Consider the following 14,870-nt stretch of genomic DNA (forward strand, 5'->3'; position numbering starts at 1 on the left):
TTCACTACTCTTTATGAAGAAGTGTTGTCACGCATCACTTCTTCACATTGAAAATAAGAGCTTACCCCCTCTAAGAATACAGTTAATGGGCTATTCGATCGCTATGCTACTATGAAAAAAAGTAAAGACACTTTGCAGAAAGGTTGATTGGAGTGGAGCCAGCGTCACTCCTAGGGGATTTAGCGTCACAGAGGAGACCCTGGAGCGAACGCTAGTGAGTGAAGCGGCTCCTCGGACGCCCCCTGGAAAGGACGCTGACGGAACGGAAATCAACCTCTCACTTGCAAAATTGCTTTTTCTGCCGTTGACATCATCTTTTTGCAACAACAGGAAAAAGATTGAAGCGTAAGCCTCAATCTTTTTTATGTTTGCTAGGAAGCTGATAGCCATCTAAGTTTGGAATAAATTCTTGTGGGTCAATTGGCACATTCACTTCAAGCCTTTCTGGATGAACATAGCTTGTCAGCTCACCGTTTTGGTCATATGTTTCACTTTTAACGAGAATGCCAGTATCTTTATCCACCCAAAAACGAAATGCTTCTGTCGTGCCTTTTAAATTAGCACTATTTGTCACCTCTTCATCCATTTTCCCTGCTAATACGATTGTGTTATGACCTAATAACGCTTCATTTTGTTTTTCAATCTCCCAATGTCCCATATGTCTTAAATAACTAGCAGCTTTCTCATAAGCGAACAACGACATACTTGAACTTCCAAATGAAGGTCTTTCCCTCAATTTATTAAATGAAATAGGCGGATATTGCAAGTCAATACTAAAAGCTTGCTCGGGCGTAACTATGTCTCGTTTTGGTTTCTGTTTCGATTCACTAACTGTATAAATTTTTTGACCATTAAGCGCTGTATATTTTAACCAGCTCTTTTTGTTGTTATAAAAGTACTCCTGTGTATCGTTCTTAATCCCCGTCGTGTTATCATCTAAAGCGATCAGTTTTTCATAGCCACCAATTTCGTTTTTGGTACTTACTTTATAAGTAACACCCAATGTTCTAGTGGAACCGTCTTGAAAAATTATATGTTCTTCAAATTTTCCAGCTGCTGAGTGAAAATAATCAATTGAATTTAATAATTTACTCACGACATCCTCTTTTGTCATCTCACCATAAAATTCTTTTTGGATCGGGGGTATATAAAGATTCGTTTCCAATGTAGGTTCTTGTGAAAGGTCTCCCTTAGCAACTGGTTGTTCTGTCAGCTCCGAGACCACAAAATAGCTAACGCCTATAAGAAAAAAACCAATGACAGCTATAGGTAACAATTGTTTGAAAATGGATTGAAATGGGTGCTGTTTCTTATGGCCTTTTTGAAGCCGCTGTCGCACTTTTTCTTTATGTTTCTCATTAAAATGAATGTCCTTTAATGCCGTGTCATCCAACGCTTTCCCTATATTTTTAAATATATCATTCATTTATCTTGCACCCTTCCATTGACTTTTTTAGCAAAAGGCGAGCCCTATGAAGACGAGACTTAATGGTTTGTAAACGCAAATCTAACAAATCAGCTATTTGGTTATAGGACAGCTCTTCATAATAATATAAAATAATGAGTTCTCGATATCGTACAGGTAGAGCAAGAATCTTCTCAGAAAGCAATCGTTTATCCTCCTGTCCAACTAATTCCAACTCAGGGGATTGACTAGTACTCTTAATTTTTGAGAAAAATTCTGTCAGAACGATATTTCGATAAGACCAGCTTTTTAATTTATCTTTACATAGATTGACAGTAATTCGATATAACCATGTTTTATAGGAAGATTCATTCCTGAAATTATCTAAATGCTCATAGCACTTTATAAACACTTCCTGCGCAATATCTTCCGAAAGCTGCTTGTGCTTCATATACGTATAGGCTAGACGTGTTATATCATCTCCATACACCTTCATCAACCATTCAAGCCTCTCCTCCTTACTACAATCCCTGCTAACTTCTATTGATGTTCTCACATGTTCAAGCATCATCCACACCCTTTCAATTATTAGACGGAGTTGGTGCTATTTGGTTGTAATTAATTTACTATAATAACGAAGGATTTGTAATAGAGGTAAAAGAGAGGAATGAGAGATTCTTGTGTTATTATTCAATAGTAAAGTGCCAATAGATGGTGAAAAAGGGGAGTTAGTATGAATACACAATTCGAATTTACGGTTTTTCCTCAATTAGAAACAAAACGCTTCATCCTACGAAAAGGAAGAATGGATGATGGCCAAGATATTTTGAGACTTTATTCTAATGAAATTGTAGTGAAGTATCTGCCATTACCATTGTTCGCTTCAGTGGAAGATGCTATCGATGAAATCAATTGGTATGAGAAAATTTTCAAAGAACAGACAGGCTTAAGATGGGTAATCGAAGAAATTCAGACCAACAAAGTGATTGGCACATGTGGCTATTTGAATTATGAAAAAGAGCATAATCGTATAGAAATTGGCTATGATTTAAACCCTGACTATTGGGGGAAGGGTGTGATGCAAGAGGCTTTAAGCGCGATCATCCATTTTGCCTTTACATCAATGGGGATAAATAAAATCGAGGCAAAAATAGAACCAGAGAATACAGCATCGATCAAACTATTGGAAAAATTAAATTTTTCTCAAGAAGGTCTTTTAAGGCAACATGAATTTGAAAAAGGGAAGTACATCGATCTCGCTATTTTTTCATTATTGAAAAGTGATTACTAGGAAGTCACGCTTATAATGAGTAGTGGCTTTTAACAGACAAAATGTTGGGAGGAGTATTTTTTGAACAACAATCAACTAATTCCTACAAATGAAATTAAAGAAGAGTTTGAGGCTATTTTATTAGAACATGATAGTATTGCGCATTGTGAGATTAATTTAAAAAACGGGACTATCAAAAACATACATCAATTAGACACCAGCTATGACGAGTTTGCTTTAGATACGGTGAATAATGAATTCTGTTTTAGTCTAAAAGATAAAAATAACATAAACTTTTATAGAATGAATCTTCAAACATTTAGTCAAATAAATGCTATCACGTTACATTTAAACAATTATTTTTCTTCTGAAGAACTTAAGGATGAAAGCTATTATTCCAAGTTAATCTACCTTAATCATCAATATTTGTTGTATTGGATTACGAAAAGAGCAATTAACTATGGACATCCTTTTTATCAATGTATTTTTTTAGTAAACACGTCTACGGGAGAGATAAAACAATTAAATCCTTACCTTCCAAACGGAGATAATTTACTTAGATTAGATTCGTCCAAAAACATCTATCTAAGCAATCAAAATCATTTTTTACTAGTAAAAACGGGGAGAATTAGACCCTTTGAGAAACAAGCAATGTATAAAAGAGTAGATATTGAAAATCCTTATCATGACCACCTTGAATCGATTTACTTAATGGAGGTTTCAACTTTAATTGACCAACAAAATTTTAATAATGCGACATTACTATCTTTCTTAAATTATTCAGGTGCTTCTGAAAACTTACGATATGAGCACAATGTTCTTTCATACGTAGTCTCTGATTTTACTAACAACACGAAAGAATTAATAAAACATGATTTGTTAATAGGGGATGTTTCAAGATGTCAAGATGACCAATTCATACGAGATCATTTAAATTATGAACTTGAAGTAGAAACAAGCTACTATCATTATATTGTAAAATTATTTAAACAAGCAAAAACGGATTCATTTAGTCTAATTGACGATGAACTGTCGTTTAATTTAAAGCTGGATAAGATAAGCTGATTTCTTCGGGAATTTTAAGTATAGCTAATGATAACCAACAAAAAAGATTGAAGCACATTAGCCTCAATCTTTTTATTTTCGCTTTTATTATTTGACGTTCGGATAAATCATTGTTGCTGGGTCTACATATTCATCGAACTGTTCTTCTGTTAGTAGGCCACTTGCAATGGCAGCTGCTTTTAAAGTCGTGCCTTCTTTGTGGGCCTGTTTCGCGATTTTTGCTGCGTTTTCATAGCCGATATATGGGTTTAATGCTGTTACAAGCATTAAGGAATTTTGTAAATTGTGATCAAGTACTTCTTTGTTTGGCTCAATGCCTACTGCACAATGGTCGTTAAATGATTTCATTGTATCCGCTAATAGGCGCGTTGATTGTAAGAAGTTGTAAATGATGACTGGTTTAAAGACGTTTAGTTCAAAGTTACCTTGAGAAGCGGCGAAGGCAATCGTCGCGTCATTCCCAACTACTTGTGTGACAACCATTGTCATGGCTTCACTTTGTGTAGGGTTTACTTTACCTGGCATAATCGAAGAGCCTGGCTCGTTTTCTGGAATCGTAATTTCACCGATACCTGAGCGAGGGCCACTTGCAAGCCAGCGAACATCATTGGCAATTTTCATTAAATCAGCCGCTAAAGCTTTTAATGCACCATGCGCCACAACCGCTTCATCATGACTTGTTAGAGCATGGAATTTATTTGCAGCCGATGTAAATTGTTTGCCTGTAAGCTCACTAATTTCCACAGCTACACGATCACCAAATTCAGGGTGCGCATTGATCCCTGTACCAACCGCTGTTCCGCCAATTGCAAGCTCCTTCATATAGTCAATATTTTGAATAATCATGTGCTCTGATTTTGCCAGCATCGCTGCCCAACCGCTAATTTCTTGACCTAGTGTAAGAGGTGTCGCGTCCTGTAAATGTGTACGGCCAATTTTAATAATGTCTTTGAATTGAGCTGCTTTATCTTCCAATGTTGCTTTTAATAGACGTAATCTTGGAAGTAAATAATCTTCTACTTTTAAGACAGCCGCAATATGCAATGCTGTTGGGAATGTATCATTTGAGCTTTGTGATTTATTGACATCATCATTTGGATGAATGCGGTCAGCTTCGCCAGCATCCTTTAATAGTTGATTCGCACGGTGAGCAATGACTTCGTTCACATTCATATTGGATTGTGTACCACTACCAGTTTGCCAAACCACAAGAGGGAATTGATCGTCCCATTGACCATTTAAAATTTCATCTGAAGCCTGCACGATGGCATTTGCTTTAATATCAGAAAGTTTGCCAAGTTTGTTGTTCGCAATCGCAGCACTTTTCTTTAAGATTGTCATAGCTTGCACAAGTTCGATTGGCATTTGTTCCGTACCAATTTGGAAATTTTCTTTACTGCGCTGTGTTTGCGCGCCCCAAATTTTATTAGCGGGTACTTTAATTTCACCCATAGTGTCTTTTTCAATACGATAATCCATGTCAAAACAGCTCCTTTAGTATGTAAAGTTCTCCTCATGTACAGATAAAAACGGATACTCTTAGTCTGATGTAAGAATATCCGTTTGATACATGCTTATTCAAAAAAGAGGGGGATTCTGAATTAAGCAATTTGGAGAAAAGAAATAATCTATTGATAATGATAATTGTTATCAATTAAAAAGTCAACGGTTTTGCTTGAAGAAATTTAATGGTGAGAATATCTCGCAATCCTTGCCAATTTTATTCCCGAAATTTAATGGAATAAACCTGTTTTAGTCGACTATCTCTTTTTCTTCCCAAGCTCTTTAAGAGGCTGCTTTTTAGGAATTTTTTCAAATAATATCTTCACATGAAAATTGTTTTCATCGACTTGAAGTACCTCCAACACCTTTGCCTTACGCCCTTTAATGCGAATATCCTCTTCCACAGCAGGCAGTTTGACGAGCAATTGACTTAAAACGGACGTCTTGTTTTCATAATAATGAGTCACAAACATCACGATTCTCCTTCTAACTTTTGATTGTTACTCAATTTATGAGCTGGAGATAGTAGTTAGAACTTAGAAGGCGGTGATCAAAGAATGAGTGAAACCGCTCGAAAAGATGTTAGAGGTGATCATAAATGGAGGGAAACCGCTCAGAAAGTTGCTGAAAGTGATCATAAAACGAGGGAAACCGCTCAGAAAGGGACGCGAGGTGATCATAAAGAGAGGCCCCCGCTCAGAAAGGGACGTCGGGTGATCATAAAGTGAAGCCCCCCGCTCAGAAAGGAACGCGAGGTGATCATAAAGCGAGATAACCCGCTCAGAAAGTAGCTGAAAGTGATCATAAAGTGAGGAAAACCGCTCAAAAAGGAACGCAAAGTGATCCTAAAGTGAGGCACTCCGCTCAGAAAGGAACACCAAATGATCATAAAGCGAGGCATCCCGCTCTTATTCAAGATAATCAATCAGCAAATCACTGTGAAATAATAGAAAATACCACTCAGAATGGCAGAGAAATCGCGTTTACTCATTCGGAAGGAATTCTCCAGAATGAGGTTTGCCTCCGTTTATTTTATAAGAAAATCAAAAATATGACATGATTTTACGTGTGGAAATTGCAACTTTCGACATGTTTTTTATTTATTTCTCGGGAAATATCTCATAGCAATTTGTGAAAATGGTAGGGACTTCGTCAGCTAGTTTAGGCAATTTATGTGGTGGTTGGCTCGGATGGATACATAATAAAGTGTAATTTCAATCAAACAGGTGGGTGGATTACGTTTCAGCTAGGGGGATGTTCGCTATAATAAGAGTAAGGAGGAAATGCGATGTATTTAAAATCATGTAAGGTGTTACAGGATACAATTCCGAATAAGCAGGTGTATCCTTTTAATATTCCAAGCTTGCAGGATTTGCATGAGCTGGAGTTCCCGACGAATGTGACGTTCTTTGTTGGGGAGAATGGTTCGGGGAAATCAACATTACTTGAGGCGATTGCTGATCGCTGCGATTTCAATACGGCGGGTGGTGGTCGTCAAAATTTATATGAAGTACATAAGGCGGAATCTTCGTTGGGGGAGTATATTCGTTTGTCGTGGCTACCGAAAATATCGAATGGTTTTTTTCTTCGATCGGAAACATTTTATCAATTTGCTAGTCATATTGATTTGTTAGATCGCCATCCAAACAAATATGCTGCTTTTGGAGGAAAATCTCTGCACCATCAATCCCATGGTGAATCCTTTCTGGCGTTATTTATGAATCGCTTTAAAGGTAAAGCCATTTATTTATTGGATGAGCCTGAGGCGGCATTGTCTCCAACAAGGCAGCTGAGCTTGCTGAAAATTATCAAGGACCTAGAGCATGAGGCACAATTTATTATTGCTACACACTCACCCATTTTGCTTGGCTATCCGAATGCAACGATTTATAGTTTTGATCAAGGAGAAATTGAATCCATTCGCTATGAGGATACGATTCATTACATCGTTACGAAACGTTTTTTAGATGCGCCACAGACCATATTAAGAGAGTTATTTGATGAGGAGAGGGAATCATGAATCAACGAAAAGGCTTAATCATGCGAGAAATTCGATTAGATGAAATGGCACAGTCCATTGATTTACTGAATTATGTCTTTCAAATGTCAATGTCCATTCACAAGGATCGTCGTTTTGTGAATGCTAAGAGCCGGCAATTTAATGAAGGGCATGCCATCGGGTGGTTTGATGGTTCACAGCTTGTATCGCAAATTTTAAGTTTGCCTTTTGAGGTCAATGTACATGGCAAGATTTATGAAATGGGTGGCATCACAGCAGTTGGGACATACCCTGAGTATTCGGGACATGGCTTAATGGAGAGCTTGATCATTGAAAGCCTGCAAAGTATGCGAAATGAAGGACAGTTTATATCCTATTTATTTCCATATTCTATTCCTTATTACCGCAAAAAGGGATGGGAAATTATGAGTGATATTGTGGAGTTTCAAGTGAAGGATACACAGCTGCCTCATTATGCTGGGCTAAACGGGAAAATTCGTCGTGTTGATCCGAAACATGTGGACGTTGTGGAAATCTACGCACGCTATGCACAGAAAACGCATGGGGTAATGGTGCGCAATAGTATTGCCTGGAACGAGAAATTTCAGGAGGATTTCTGGGAAGAGAAATTCATTGATAGTGATGTCAATCTTCAGGCGGCTGTCTATTATGATGAAGAGGATGTGGCACAGGGCTACATGTTCTATCGCATTATGGAGGAAAATTATTACATTGATGAAATCGTTTATTTGCAGGAAGAGGCTCGTAAAGGTTTATGGAATTTCGTCTCGGCTCACAGCTCGATGGTTTATAATGTCTACGGGAAAACAACGGGCAATGAAGCGGTAGCCTTTCTATTAGAGGACAGTGAGATCATTCAAAAGGTATCACCTTATTTCATGGCAAGAATTGTCGATGTCAAAGAATTTTTACTGCGCTATCCATTTATCGGCCAGGATTTCGAGCTTCAGCTAGCTGTCAGTGATCGTACTGTGGCGTGGAATAATGGCACCTACATCATCAAAATGAAAGATGGAAACCTTTCCGTGCAAAAGGTGAGTGAGACGTTGAATGCGAATGCTGTGCATTTAACGGTGCAAACATTGGCTACCATGCTGTTAGGCTATAAACGCCCAACCTATTTAGAAAGAATTGAACGATTACAGGGACGTGCAGAGGAAATTGCATTGCTGGAGGCGGTTTTACCAGTAGGTATCCCAACATTTATTGATTATTTTTGAGCGAGGGGGAGAGCCATAACGTTGACGGTTATGGCTGCCACGCCTCTTTTAACAGCTCGATGCCTCGCTTGATTTCTTCCATCGTTAATTTGCTAAAGCCTAATTGCAGCATAGGTTCATCTCTTGTTTGATGGATAAAAAACGGGCTTGTCGGATAAACCTTCACACCGTAAGACGCCGCTCGTTGAATGAGCTGCTGCTCTGAAAGTAGAGACTTCATCTTCACTAATACATACAGTCCTGATTGCTCGCCCAACACAGAAATTTGCTGACCAAATTGGCGTTGTAGCTCCTGCACAAGGTGCTGCATTTTTTGTTTATACGTCAAACGCATTCGTTTAATATGGCGTGTCCATTCCCCTTGAGCCATAAATTGGGCCATTGTGCGTTGATGGAGGGACGAAGCATTTTGTTCAAATTGAGCAAATCGCTCTTTAAATGGCTGAACCAGTGCATTGGGTAGCACCATATAGCTCAAACGTACACCTGGTAAAAACGATTTGGAGAAGGTGCCAAGATAGATTACTCGTGAAGGGTCGATGGAGGCAAGGGCAGGAAATGGCTGTTGCGCATAGCGAAATTCTCCATCATAATCATCCTCCAGAATATACCCACCGACTTGTTGAGCCCATTGTATTAAAGTTTGTCGTTGCTGAATGGTCATGGACACACCGTATGGGAAATGATGTGATGGGGTGACATACAACAAGCGAGATTGACAGTGTTGGAGTACATCAAGTTGTGCTCCTGTTTCTATTACGGGCAATGCCTCTATTTCGAAATGGTGTAACTGGAAGGATTCACGTGCACCGTTATAACCAGGGTCTTCCAAAAGAATGCTTGGGAAATGGTCTTTTAATAAAAAGCCAAGATACAGTAGCATTTGCTGTGTGCTACTGCCAATGATGATATTTTCGCTCGTTGTACAAAACCCTCTTGCTTGCAATAAATACGGCACAAGCTGCTCCTTTAGCGTTGATTCTCCAAACAGTTCTCCGTATTCGTAACAGGTGGATTCCTGTAATACTTGATTGGCGATTTGGCGCCATGCTTTCATAGGAAAATGCTGCTGATCCACAGCCCCTGCGCGAAAATCGACGAGGTATGATGTAGCGTTACTTTTTGACTCTGACATAAGAGGCTGTTCCTGCTCCTGTAGGAAAACCTGCTCCAGTGCATTAACGAAATAGCCTTTTCGACCTTCACCGCGTATGTATCCTTCTGCCACAAGCTGTTCATAGGCAGTTAATGTAGTATTACGACTGACCTGTAAAGTTTCTGCTAGTTTTCGAATGGAGGGCAGGGAATCATCCGTTTGCAGTGTACCTTGCGTAATGAGTACTTTAATTTGCTGGTACACTTGCTTATATTTTGCCTCTTTTTCTGTTAATAGAAAGATAAAATCGTCCATAGGGCACCACCTTGACATGTTAAAATGTTTGAAACTGTTTCTTTTGAAATGTCAGATTACTTACTATCATCATACTAGAAGGACAATAAAAAAGAAATGGAGAGTCATAGCATGAAAATATCTACAGTGACACAGGCAACGATAGGAGAAGTAGTTCCATTATTTAATGCCTATCGTGAATTTTATGGTCAACCGTCTGATATACAGCAAGCTGAACAGTTTATACGGGAGCGAGTGGAGAGAGCAGAGTCTATTATTTTTCTCGCGTATCTGGAGGAGGGGCCAGTCGGATTTGCACAGCTGTTTCCAGTCTTTTCATCCGTAGCTATGAAAAGAGCATTTCTCTTAAATGATTTATTTGTGGCGAAACAGGCCAGAAAAAAAGGCGTGGCACAGGCTTTAATGGAACAATGTTATGCCTATTGTCAGCAGGAGGAAGCTCGTTACATGATGCTCGAAACCGCCACCGATAATGTCCAAGCACAGAAGCTCTATGAAAAAATGGGCATGACGATTGATGAAAAGGTTTATTATTATAGTATTTATTGGTGAATTTTTAGATGGGCTTGGTGGGGGACCGCTTATAAATGAGTTTGAGGTGCTCACATTCGAGGGGAATCCGCTCCTAAATGAGGAGAAAGTGATCAATCTGAAGGAGACGCCGCTCCTAAATGAGTAGAAAGTGATCAATCTGAAGGAGAGCCCGCTCCTAAATGAGGTGAAAGCGCTCCAACTGAGGAGGAGCCCGCTCCTAAATGAGTAGAAAGTGATCCATCTGAAGGAGACGCCGCTCCTAAATGAGTAGAAAGTGATCCAACTGAAGGAGACCCTGCTCATAAATGAGATGAAAGCGCTCCACCAAGTGAAGACCCCGCTCCAAAATGAAACCAAAGTGCTCCAACTGGAGAAGAATCCGCTCATAAATGAGGCAAAAGTGCTCAAACAGAAGGAAACCCCGCTCATAAAAGGAACGAAAGCGCTCCAACTGAGTTGAATTCGCTCCACCAAGTGTAGAACCCGATCAATTAACCCTTCAAAAATAAACACTAGCCCCTGCCATTGTCACTATTAATGGTGGGGGCTTGGTGTTTAGGCGTGGCTCATCCATCCTGCGAAGAGGCCCGAGGAGAAAAAGCGGGTAATGTTTTGGAAGCCAGCTTCACTTAAGAGCTGTTGGATTTCTTGATCGGATAGGAAAGAAATATTCATGATGACTTTGCCCATGTTTTCTACCTTTTCTTTTGTGTAGCCAGCATCTAAAAAGTAGCTTTGCCATATTTTGATGCGATCTTGTAGTTCGTCACTTTCTCGTTCTCCGTAGGCACAGGCGAGGACAAAAGGCTTTCCGGGTTTTAATTGCTTGTGAATGTTTTGCAGTAGATGGCGTTTCTCCTGTCGATTTTCAATAAAATGAAGCACGAGGATACAGCTTGCCGCATCGAATTTCGGTGTCGTTTGTGGCAAATGCTCAATCGTTCCTTGTAGTAGCTGAACACGACTTTCAATACCGAGTTGTACGGCTTTATGTTGAGCGATTTGGAGCATTTCCTCAGCTGGATCAACCCCAGTGAACGTCCATTTAGGGTTTGTTGGTCCCCATGCAGAAAGTTCGTTGCCCCCGCCAGCTCCTACTACAAGTAAGGATGCTGCTTGTCCCCCTAAATGCATACGGAAATAGGCTTGTGTCACGGCAAATAATGTGTCATAGGCAGGCACGGAAATCCGCGTGCTTTGCTCATAAGTTCGTGCCTTTTCTAATAAATGTGTAGATAATGTCCCCATTGTGATAGCCTCCAGTGTTTTATTATCTCTATTATAGACCCTTAATGTCTGTAATAGAGTATAAATGAAAATAACTGAAAAGACAAAGAAGAAGGCTGTAGCCAGCGCATTTCGTTGTAAAACATTAAGAAATTAATAATAAAGATAAATAATTTAACGATTATCATTAAATAACTGTTGAAAAAAATGGTGCTTTCTTCTATGCTTGTAGTAAACAGGAGGGGAAATAGAATGATGAATAGTTTAATCAGTGCCGTTTTGCAAGTGATATTATTTTCAGTGATTCCGTTTATTTGGTGGCTTTGCACAGCGAGAAAAAAACAGCCCTTTTTAACGTGGATAGGCTTGCAAAAGCCCATTATTGTGCATAAGGGGAGGTATGCCATATTCTTTGTGCTTTCCATTGTTGTGCTTGTAGTACCGAGCTTTGCGCTAATCTTTTTCTATATTAATCGCTCCTTACTAGCGGCGAATCAATTTGCGGGCCTTGGTGTGGCAGCAGTCATTCCAGCACTTATGTACGCCATTATTCAAACAGGTTTAGCAGAGGAACTATTATTTCGCGGCTTTTTATTGAAGAGGTTGGCGAAATCTTTTGGTTTTCAAGTAGGTAATCTCGTACAAAGTATTGTTTTTGGCTGTGTTCATGGGGCCATGCTATGGTCGGTGCTTTCGCTTCACGTGATCTTGTTAGTTGTGCTTACTACAGCGCTTGCTGGCTATTTGATGGGGTGGATGAATGAACGAGTTGCAGGGGGTTCCATTGTCACTAGCTGGTGTATCCATAGTATTGTGAATTTCATAGCGGCGTGCATGTATATGTTTCAATTTTGACTTATTTGCATTTCTTTGCTGTCACTTGCATAATAGGGCAGAGAAGATTTTTTCGTGAAGGGACGTGCAAGCATGACAGAGTGGCCTAAGGGAGTAGCAAAACCAGCAATTCGCGCATTACATGCAGTGGGCTATACAGAATTGAAGCAGCTAGAAAAAGTGGAGCTTTCTACATTAGCTCATCTTCATGGAATGGGGCCAAAAGCTTTAGCAGCGATTGAGGCGGCACTGAAGGAAAGTAGGGAACCTCGTGAATAAGCTGACATTATTTTTACTGGCAATGGTTGTCTATTATATCCTCGTTGTAGTCGTTATTAGCAAGCTGTTTATTATTCCCATTATGAAAGTGATGGCGCTGATCTTTTTTATAGGGGCAGGTTATATTTTTTCTCGTAAAATGCGTAGAAAATTACAGTAGGAGGTAATATGAAAATTGTTAAATTAACATTCTTTTATTTAGCTATTATTTTATTGGCACTGACGCTGTCCTTAGCGGGTGTTCGTCTATCCATTTCACTCGGGATATTTGCATTGATTGCGATTGGGATGATTTATCGCCATATACATATTTTATATCGCACAAACAATATGGAGCAGGTGGATCAATGGGTGAAAAATCATCGAAAAGAGCCTATATTTGCTGCTCTCTATGCATCAGCTTACGGGACAAAAGAGGAACAGATTCAGGCAATCGATGTCATCATTCATCACTACAAGCAACCAGCTATCAAGTACAATTATCTCTTTATTAAGGCGATTATGGAGGAGAATCTTGGTGCTGCTAAAGTAGCTGCAAGACAAATCGAAAAGGAGCCTTTAACTAGCTATGCACGATGCTATATTGCTGCGCTTGAAGGTCGATCCGCCGATATGAGAAGTGATAAACTAACACAGCCGTGGATGCAACCTGCAATCGAAGCGGTCCATGCCTGTACAATAAAGGATCAAGCAAAGTTCCGCCAATACGCAGATGCCAGCATCCAACAAGCACGTGGCATACAAAAGTACGGTTTGATACATAATTTTAAGCAAATGGAAGATGAATTGGTAAAGGTATAATCGAAGGGCTACTTGATAACAGTATCAGGTAGCCTGATTTTGTGTCAGAAACCATAAATTATAAATTAATTCGATGAGGTGAAAATGTTTGTCTAAAATGGATCATATGATGCAGATTTTATGGATGTTGAATTCAGGTAGGAAAATTACTGCGAAAGAAATTGCTGAAAAATTAGAGATTAATATCAGATCCGTTTACCGCTATATTAACTCCCTTTCTGCCAGTGGTGTCCCAATTATAGCTGAAACCGGTCATCATGGAGGATATACCCTGTTGAATAATTTTATTAAAAGTCCTCTTATTTTTGATGTTGACGAGAAAGCGGCATTACTTCATGCTTCTATTTTTGCAAAAGAAGCTGGTTATTTTTTAGATGAGGCATTAAACAGTGCAACAGCAAAGCTTACAATGTATTCAAATCAAGAGCAAGAAAAAATGATTCAACAGCATTTACAAGGTTTCGAGATAATCGGACCTGTTGAATCCTCATTGGAGCCACTATTAAAAAAATTAGAAGAGAGTATAGTAAAGGAAACATCTATAGAAATGGAATACCATACTAATAATGAAGAGCAAGCTAAGTCTAGGGTGATTAATCCATATGGTTTGGTTTATTGGAATCAAAACTGGTATGTCGTTGCATTTTGTCATGTAAGAAATGAAATCCGTACTTTTAAAGTAGGCCGAATTAGCAGTCTGCATCAAACAGTCATTCCCTTCCAACGACCACAATCTTTCTCTGCCAGTGATTTTTTTATGAAAAGCCTTTTTCCCCAAGCCGAAGATAAACAGAACCTTGTGCCCTTCATCATTTGTGGAAAGACAAGTGCTGTGGAGGCGATCAGTCAGCATTGGTTTTTAAAGTATCACCTCAAAGAACGCACCAATAAGAACGCAATATTTTTATTAGATGAAGAAGCATTACATACATATGTACCTTATTTACTTTTTCCCTATGGAAAAGCAATCCAAGTAGTAGAACCCATAAGTCTAAAGCGAAAGATAATTGACGTTCTATATGAGCTCATACATTTTCATGCTGTTGAAAAAAGATGATGTCAACGGCAGAAAAAGCAACTTTGCAAGGTGAGTGGTTGATTTCCGTTCCGCCAGCGTCCTTTCCAGGGGGCGTCCGAGGAGCCGCTTCACTCACTTCTGTTCGCTCCAGGGTCTCCTCTGTGACGCTAAATCCCCTAGGAGTGACGCTGGCTCCACTCCAATCAACCATTCTGCAAAGTGTCTTTACTTTTTTTCATAGTAGCATAGCAATCAAATCGCCCATTAACTGTATTCTTAGAGG

The 14,870-nt window shown here is 39.3% G+C and carries 16 protein-coding genes; 10 read left to right on the forward strand and 6 right to left on the reverse strand.

All coding sequences use genetic code 11. From position 1 onward, the window contains the following. Positions 1-352: 352 nt before the first annotated feature. Together ACEVFT_RS23310 and ACEVFT_RS23315 are read right to left on the reverse strand one after the other, a co-directional pair. Complete coding sequence (locus ACEVFT_RS23310; RefSeq protein WP_393951475.1) at positions 353-1,426, reverse strand: hypothetical protein; 1,074 nt, start codon at positions 1,424-1,426, stop codon at positions 353-355. Then, complete coding sequence (locus ACEVFT_RS23315) at positions 1,419-1,973, reverse strand: sigma-70 family RNA polymerase sigma factor (protein WP_393951476.1); 555 nt, start codon at positions 1,971-1,973, stop codon at positions 1,419-1,421. The genes ACEVFT_RS23310 and ACEVFT_RS23315 overlap by 8 nt, the downstream gene beginning before the upstream one ends. A gap of 165 nt (positions 1,974-2,138) precedes the next feature. Between ACEVFT_RS23315 and ACEVFT_RS23320 the strand changes: the two genes are divergently transcribed. Both ACEVFT_RS23320 and ACEVFT_RS23325 read left to right on the forward strand, forming a co-directional pair. Further along, on the forward strand, positions 2,139-2,696 hold the full coding sequence (locus tag ACEVFT_RS23320) for a GNAT family N-acetyltransferase (RefSeq protein ID WP_342443305.1): 558 nt from the start codon (positions 2,139-2,141) through the stop codon (positions 2,694-2,696). 60 nt (positions 2,697-2,756) lie between these two features. Further along, on the forward strand, positions 2,757-3,740 hold the full coding sequence (locus ACEVFT_RS23325; protein WP_393951477.1) for a hypothetical protein: 984 nt from the start codon (positions 2,757-2,759) through the stop codon (positions 3,738-3,740). Between the two features lie 87 nt (positions 3,741-3,827). Here the strand turns inward: ACEVFT_RS23325 and fumC are convergent, their stop codons facing one another. After that, positions 3,828-5,219 carry a class II fumarate hydratase gene (gene fumC / locus ACEVFT_RS23330; RefSeq protein ID WP_342443308.1) on the reverse strand — a complete coding sequence of 464 codons (1,392 nt, stop codon included), beginning with the start codon at positions 5,217-5,219 and terminating at the stop codon, positions 3,828-3,830. 281 nt (positions 5,220-5,500) lie between these two features. Next, on the reverse strand, positions 5,501-5,716 hold the full coding sequence (locus tag ACEVFT_RS23335; RefSeq protein WP_393951478.1) for a hypothetical protein: 216 nt from the start codon (positions 5,714-5,716) through the stop codon (positions 5,501-5,503). 815 nt (positions 5,717-6,531) lie between these two features. Here ACEVFT_RS23335 and ACEVFT_RS23340 point away from each other — a divergent pair. Together ACEVFT_RS23340 and ACEVFT_RS23345 are read left to right on the forward strand one after the other, a co-directional pair. Next, positions 6,532-7,263 carry an AAA family ATPase gene (locus ACEVFT_RS23340; protein WP_393951479.1) on the forward strand — a complete coding sequence of 244 codons (732 nt, stop codon included), beginning with the start codon at positions 6,532-6,534 and terminating at the stop codon, positions 7,261-7,263. Beyond that, positions 7,260-8,483 carry a GNAT family N-acetyltransferase gene (locus ACEVFT_RS23345; protein ID WP_393951480.1) on the forward strand — a complete coding sequence of 408 codons (1,224 nt, stop codon included), beginning with the start codon at positions 7,260-7,262 and terminating at the stop codon, positions 8,481-8,483. Before ACEVFT_RS23340 ends, ACEVFT_RS23345 begins: the two co-directional genes overlap by 4 nt. Before the next feature lie 28 nt (positions 8,484-8,511). Here the strand turns inward: ACEVFT_RS23345 and pdxR are convergent, their stop codons facing one another. Beyond that, entirely contained in the window at positions 8,512-9,894 is a 1,383-nt protein-coding gene (gene pdxR / locus ACEVFT_RS23350; protein WP_393951481.1) for a MocR-like pyridoxine biosynthesis transcription factor PdxR, read from the reverse strand. A 111-nt stretch (positions 9,895-10,005) separates the two neighbouring features. Here pdxR and ACEVFT_RS23355 point away from each other — a divergent pair, with 111 nt between their 5' ends. Next, positions 10,006-10,446 carry a GNAT family N-acetyltransferase gene (locus ACEVFT_RS23355; RefSeq protein ID WP_393951483.1) on the forward strand — a complete coding sequence of 147 codons (441 nt, stop codon included), beginning with the start codon at positions 10,006-10,008 and terminating at the stop codon, positions 10,444-10,446. Between the two features lie 537 nt (positions 10,447-10,983). Here the strand turns inward: ACEVFT_RS23355 and ACEVFT_RS23360 are convergent. Beyond that, positions 10,984-11,676, reverse strand: coding sequence for a class I SAM-dependent methyltransferase (locus ACEVFT_RS23360; RefSeq protein ID WP_393951484.1), 693 nt, complete (start codon positions 11,674-11,676; stop codon positions 10,984-10,986). Positions 11,677-11,907: 231 nt separating this feature from the next. On the opposite strand from ACEVFT_RS23360, the gene ACEVFT_RS23365 reads away from it, so the two are divergent. The 5 genes from ACEVFT_RS23365 to ACEVFT_RS23385 all read left to right on the forward strand — a co-directional run bounded on the left by ACEVFT_RS23365 (position 11,908) and on the right by ACEVFT_RS23385 (position 14,626). Continuing rightward, entirely contained in the window at positions 11,908-12,510 is a 603-nt protein-coding gene (locus ACEVFT_RS23365; protein WP_393951485.1) for a CPBP family intramembrane glutamic endopeptidase, read from the forward strand. Between the two features lie 72 nt (positions 12,511-12,582). Continuing rightward, entirely contained in the window at positions 12,583-12,768 is a 186-nt protein-coding gene (locus ACEVFT_RS23370; RefSeq protein WP_205442903.1) for a helix-hairpin-helix domain-containing protein, read from the forward strand. Continuing rightward, a complete protein-coding gene (locus ACEVFT_RS23375; protein WP_016993359.1) occupies positions 12,761-12,928 on the forward strand; it encodes a hypothetical protein in 168 nt (55 codons plus the stop codon). Before ACEVFT_RS23370 ends, ACEVFT_RS23375 begins: the two co-directional genes overlap by 8 nt. 8 nt (positions 12,929-12,936) lie before the next feature. Continuing rightward, complete coding sequence (locus ACEVFT_RS23380; protein WP_393951486.1) at positions 12,937-13,569, forward strand: hypothetical protein; 633 nt, start codon at positions 12,937-12,939, stop codon at positions 13,567-13,569. 88 nt (positions 13,570-13,657) lie between these two features. Continuing rightward, positions 13,658-14,626 (forward strand): helix-turn-helix transcriptional regulator, encoded by a 969-nt coding sequence (locus tag ACEVFT_RS23385; RefSeq protein ID WP_393951487.1) that lies wholly within the window; start codon positions 13,658-13,660, stop codon positions 14,624-14,626. Positions 14,627-14,870: the final 244 nt, after the last annotated feature.

It is taken from the genome of Lysinibacillus sp. PWR01 (assembly GCF_043359455.1).
GTDB lineage: Bacteria > Bacillota > Bacilli > Bacillales_A > Planococcaceae > Lysinibacillus > Lysinibacillus fusiformis_F.

Bases quoted from the DNA above. Each gene is read 5' to 3' on its own strand.
- ACEVFT_RS23310 (WP_393951475.1), bottom strand. From the start codon at position 1,426: ATGAATGATATATTTAAAAATATAGGGAAAGCGTTGGATGACACGGCA.
- ACEVFT_RS23315 (WP_393951476.1), bottom strand. From the start codon at position 1,973: ATGCTTGAACATGTGAGAACATCAATAGAAGTTAGCAGGGATTGTAGT.
- ACEVFT_RS23320 (WP_342443305.1), top strand. From the start codon at position 2,139: ATGAATACACAATTCGAATTTACGGTTTTTCCTCAATTAGAAACAAAA.
- fumC (WP_342443308.1), bottom strand. From the start codon at position 5,219: ATGGATTATCGTATTGAAAAAGACACTATGGGTGAAATTAAAGTACCC.
- ACEVFT_RS23335 (WP_393951478.1), bottom strand. From the start codon at position 5,716: ATGTTTGTGACTCATTATTATGAAAACAAGACGTCCGTTTTAAGTCAA.
- ACEVFT_RS23340 (WP_393951479.1), top strand. From the start codon at position 6,532: ATGTATTTAAAATCATGTAAGGTGTTACAGGATACAATTCCGAATAAG.
- ACEVFT_RS23345 (WP_393951480.1), top strand. From the start codon at position 7,260: ATGAATCAACGAAAAGGCTTAATCATGCGAGAAATTCGATTAGATGAA.
- pdxR (WP_393951481.1), bottom strand. From the start codon at position 9,894: ATGGACGATTTTATCTTTCTATTAACAGAAAAAGAGGCAAAATATAAG.
- ACEVFT_RS23355 (WP_393951483.1), top strand. From the start codon at position 10,006: ATGAAAATATCTACAGTGACACAGGCAACGATAGGAGAAGTAGTTCCA.
- ACEVFT_RS23360 (WP_393951484.1), bottom strand. From the start codon at position 11,676: ATGGGGACATTATCTACACATTTATTAGAAAAGGCACGAACTTATGAG.
- ACEVFT_RS23365 (WP_393951485.1), top strand. From the start codon at position 11,908: ATGATGAATAGTTTAATCAGTGCCGTTTTGCAAGTGATATTATTTTCA.
- ACEVFT_RS23370 (WP_205442903.1), top strand. From the start codon at position 12,583: ATGACAGAGTGGCCTAAGGGAGTAGCAAAACCAGCAATTCGCGCATTA.
- ACEVFT_RS23380 (WP_393951486.1), top strand. From the start codon at position 12,937: ATGAAAATTGTTAAATTAACATTCTTTTATTTAGCTATTATTTTATTG.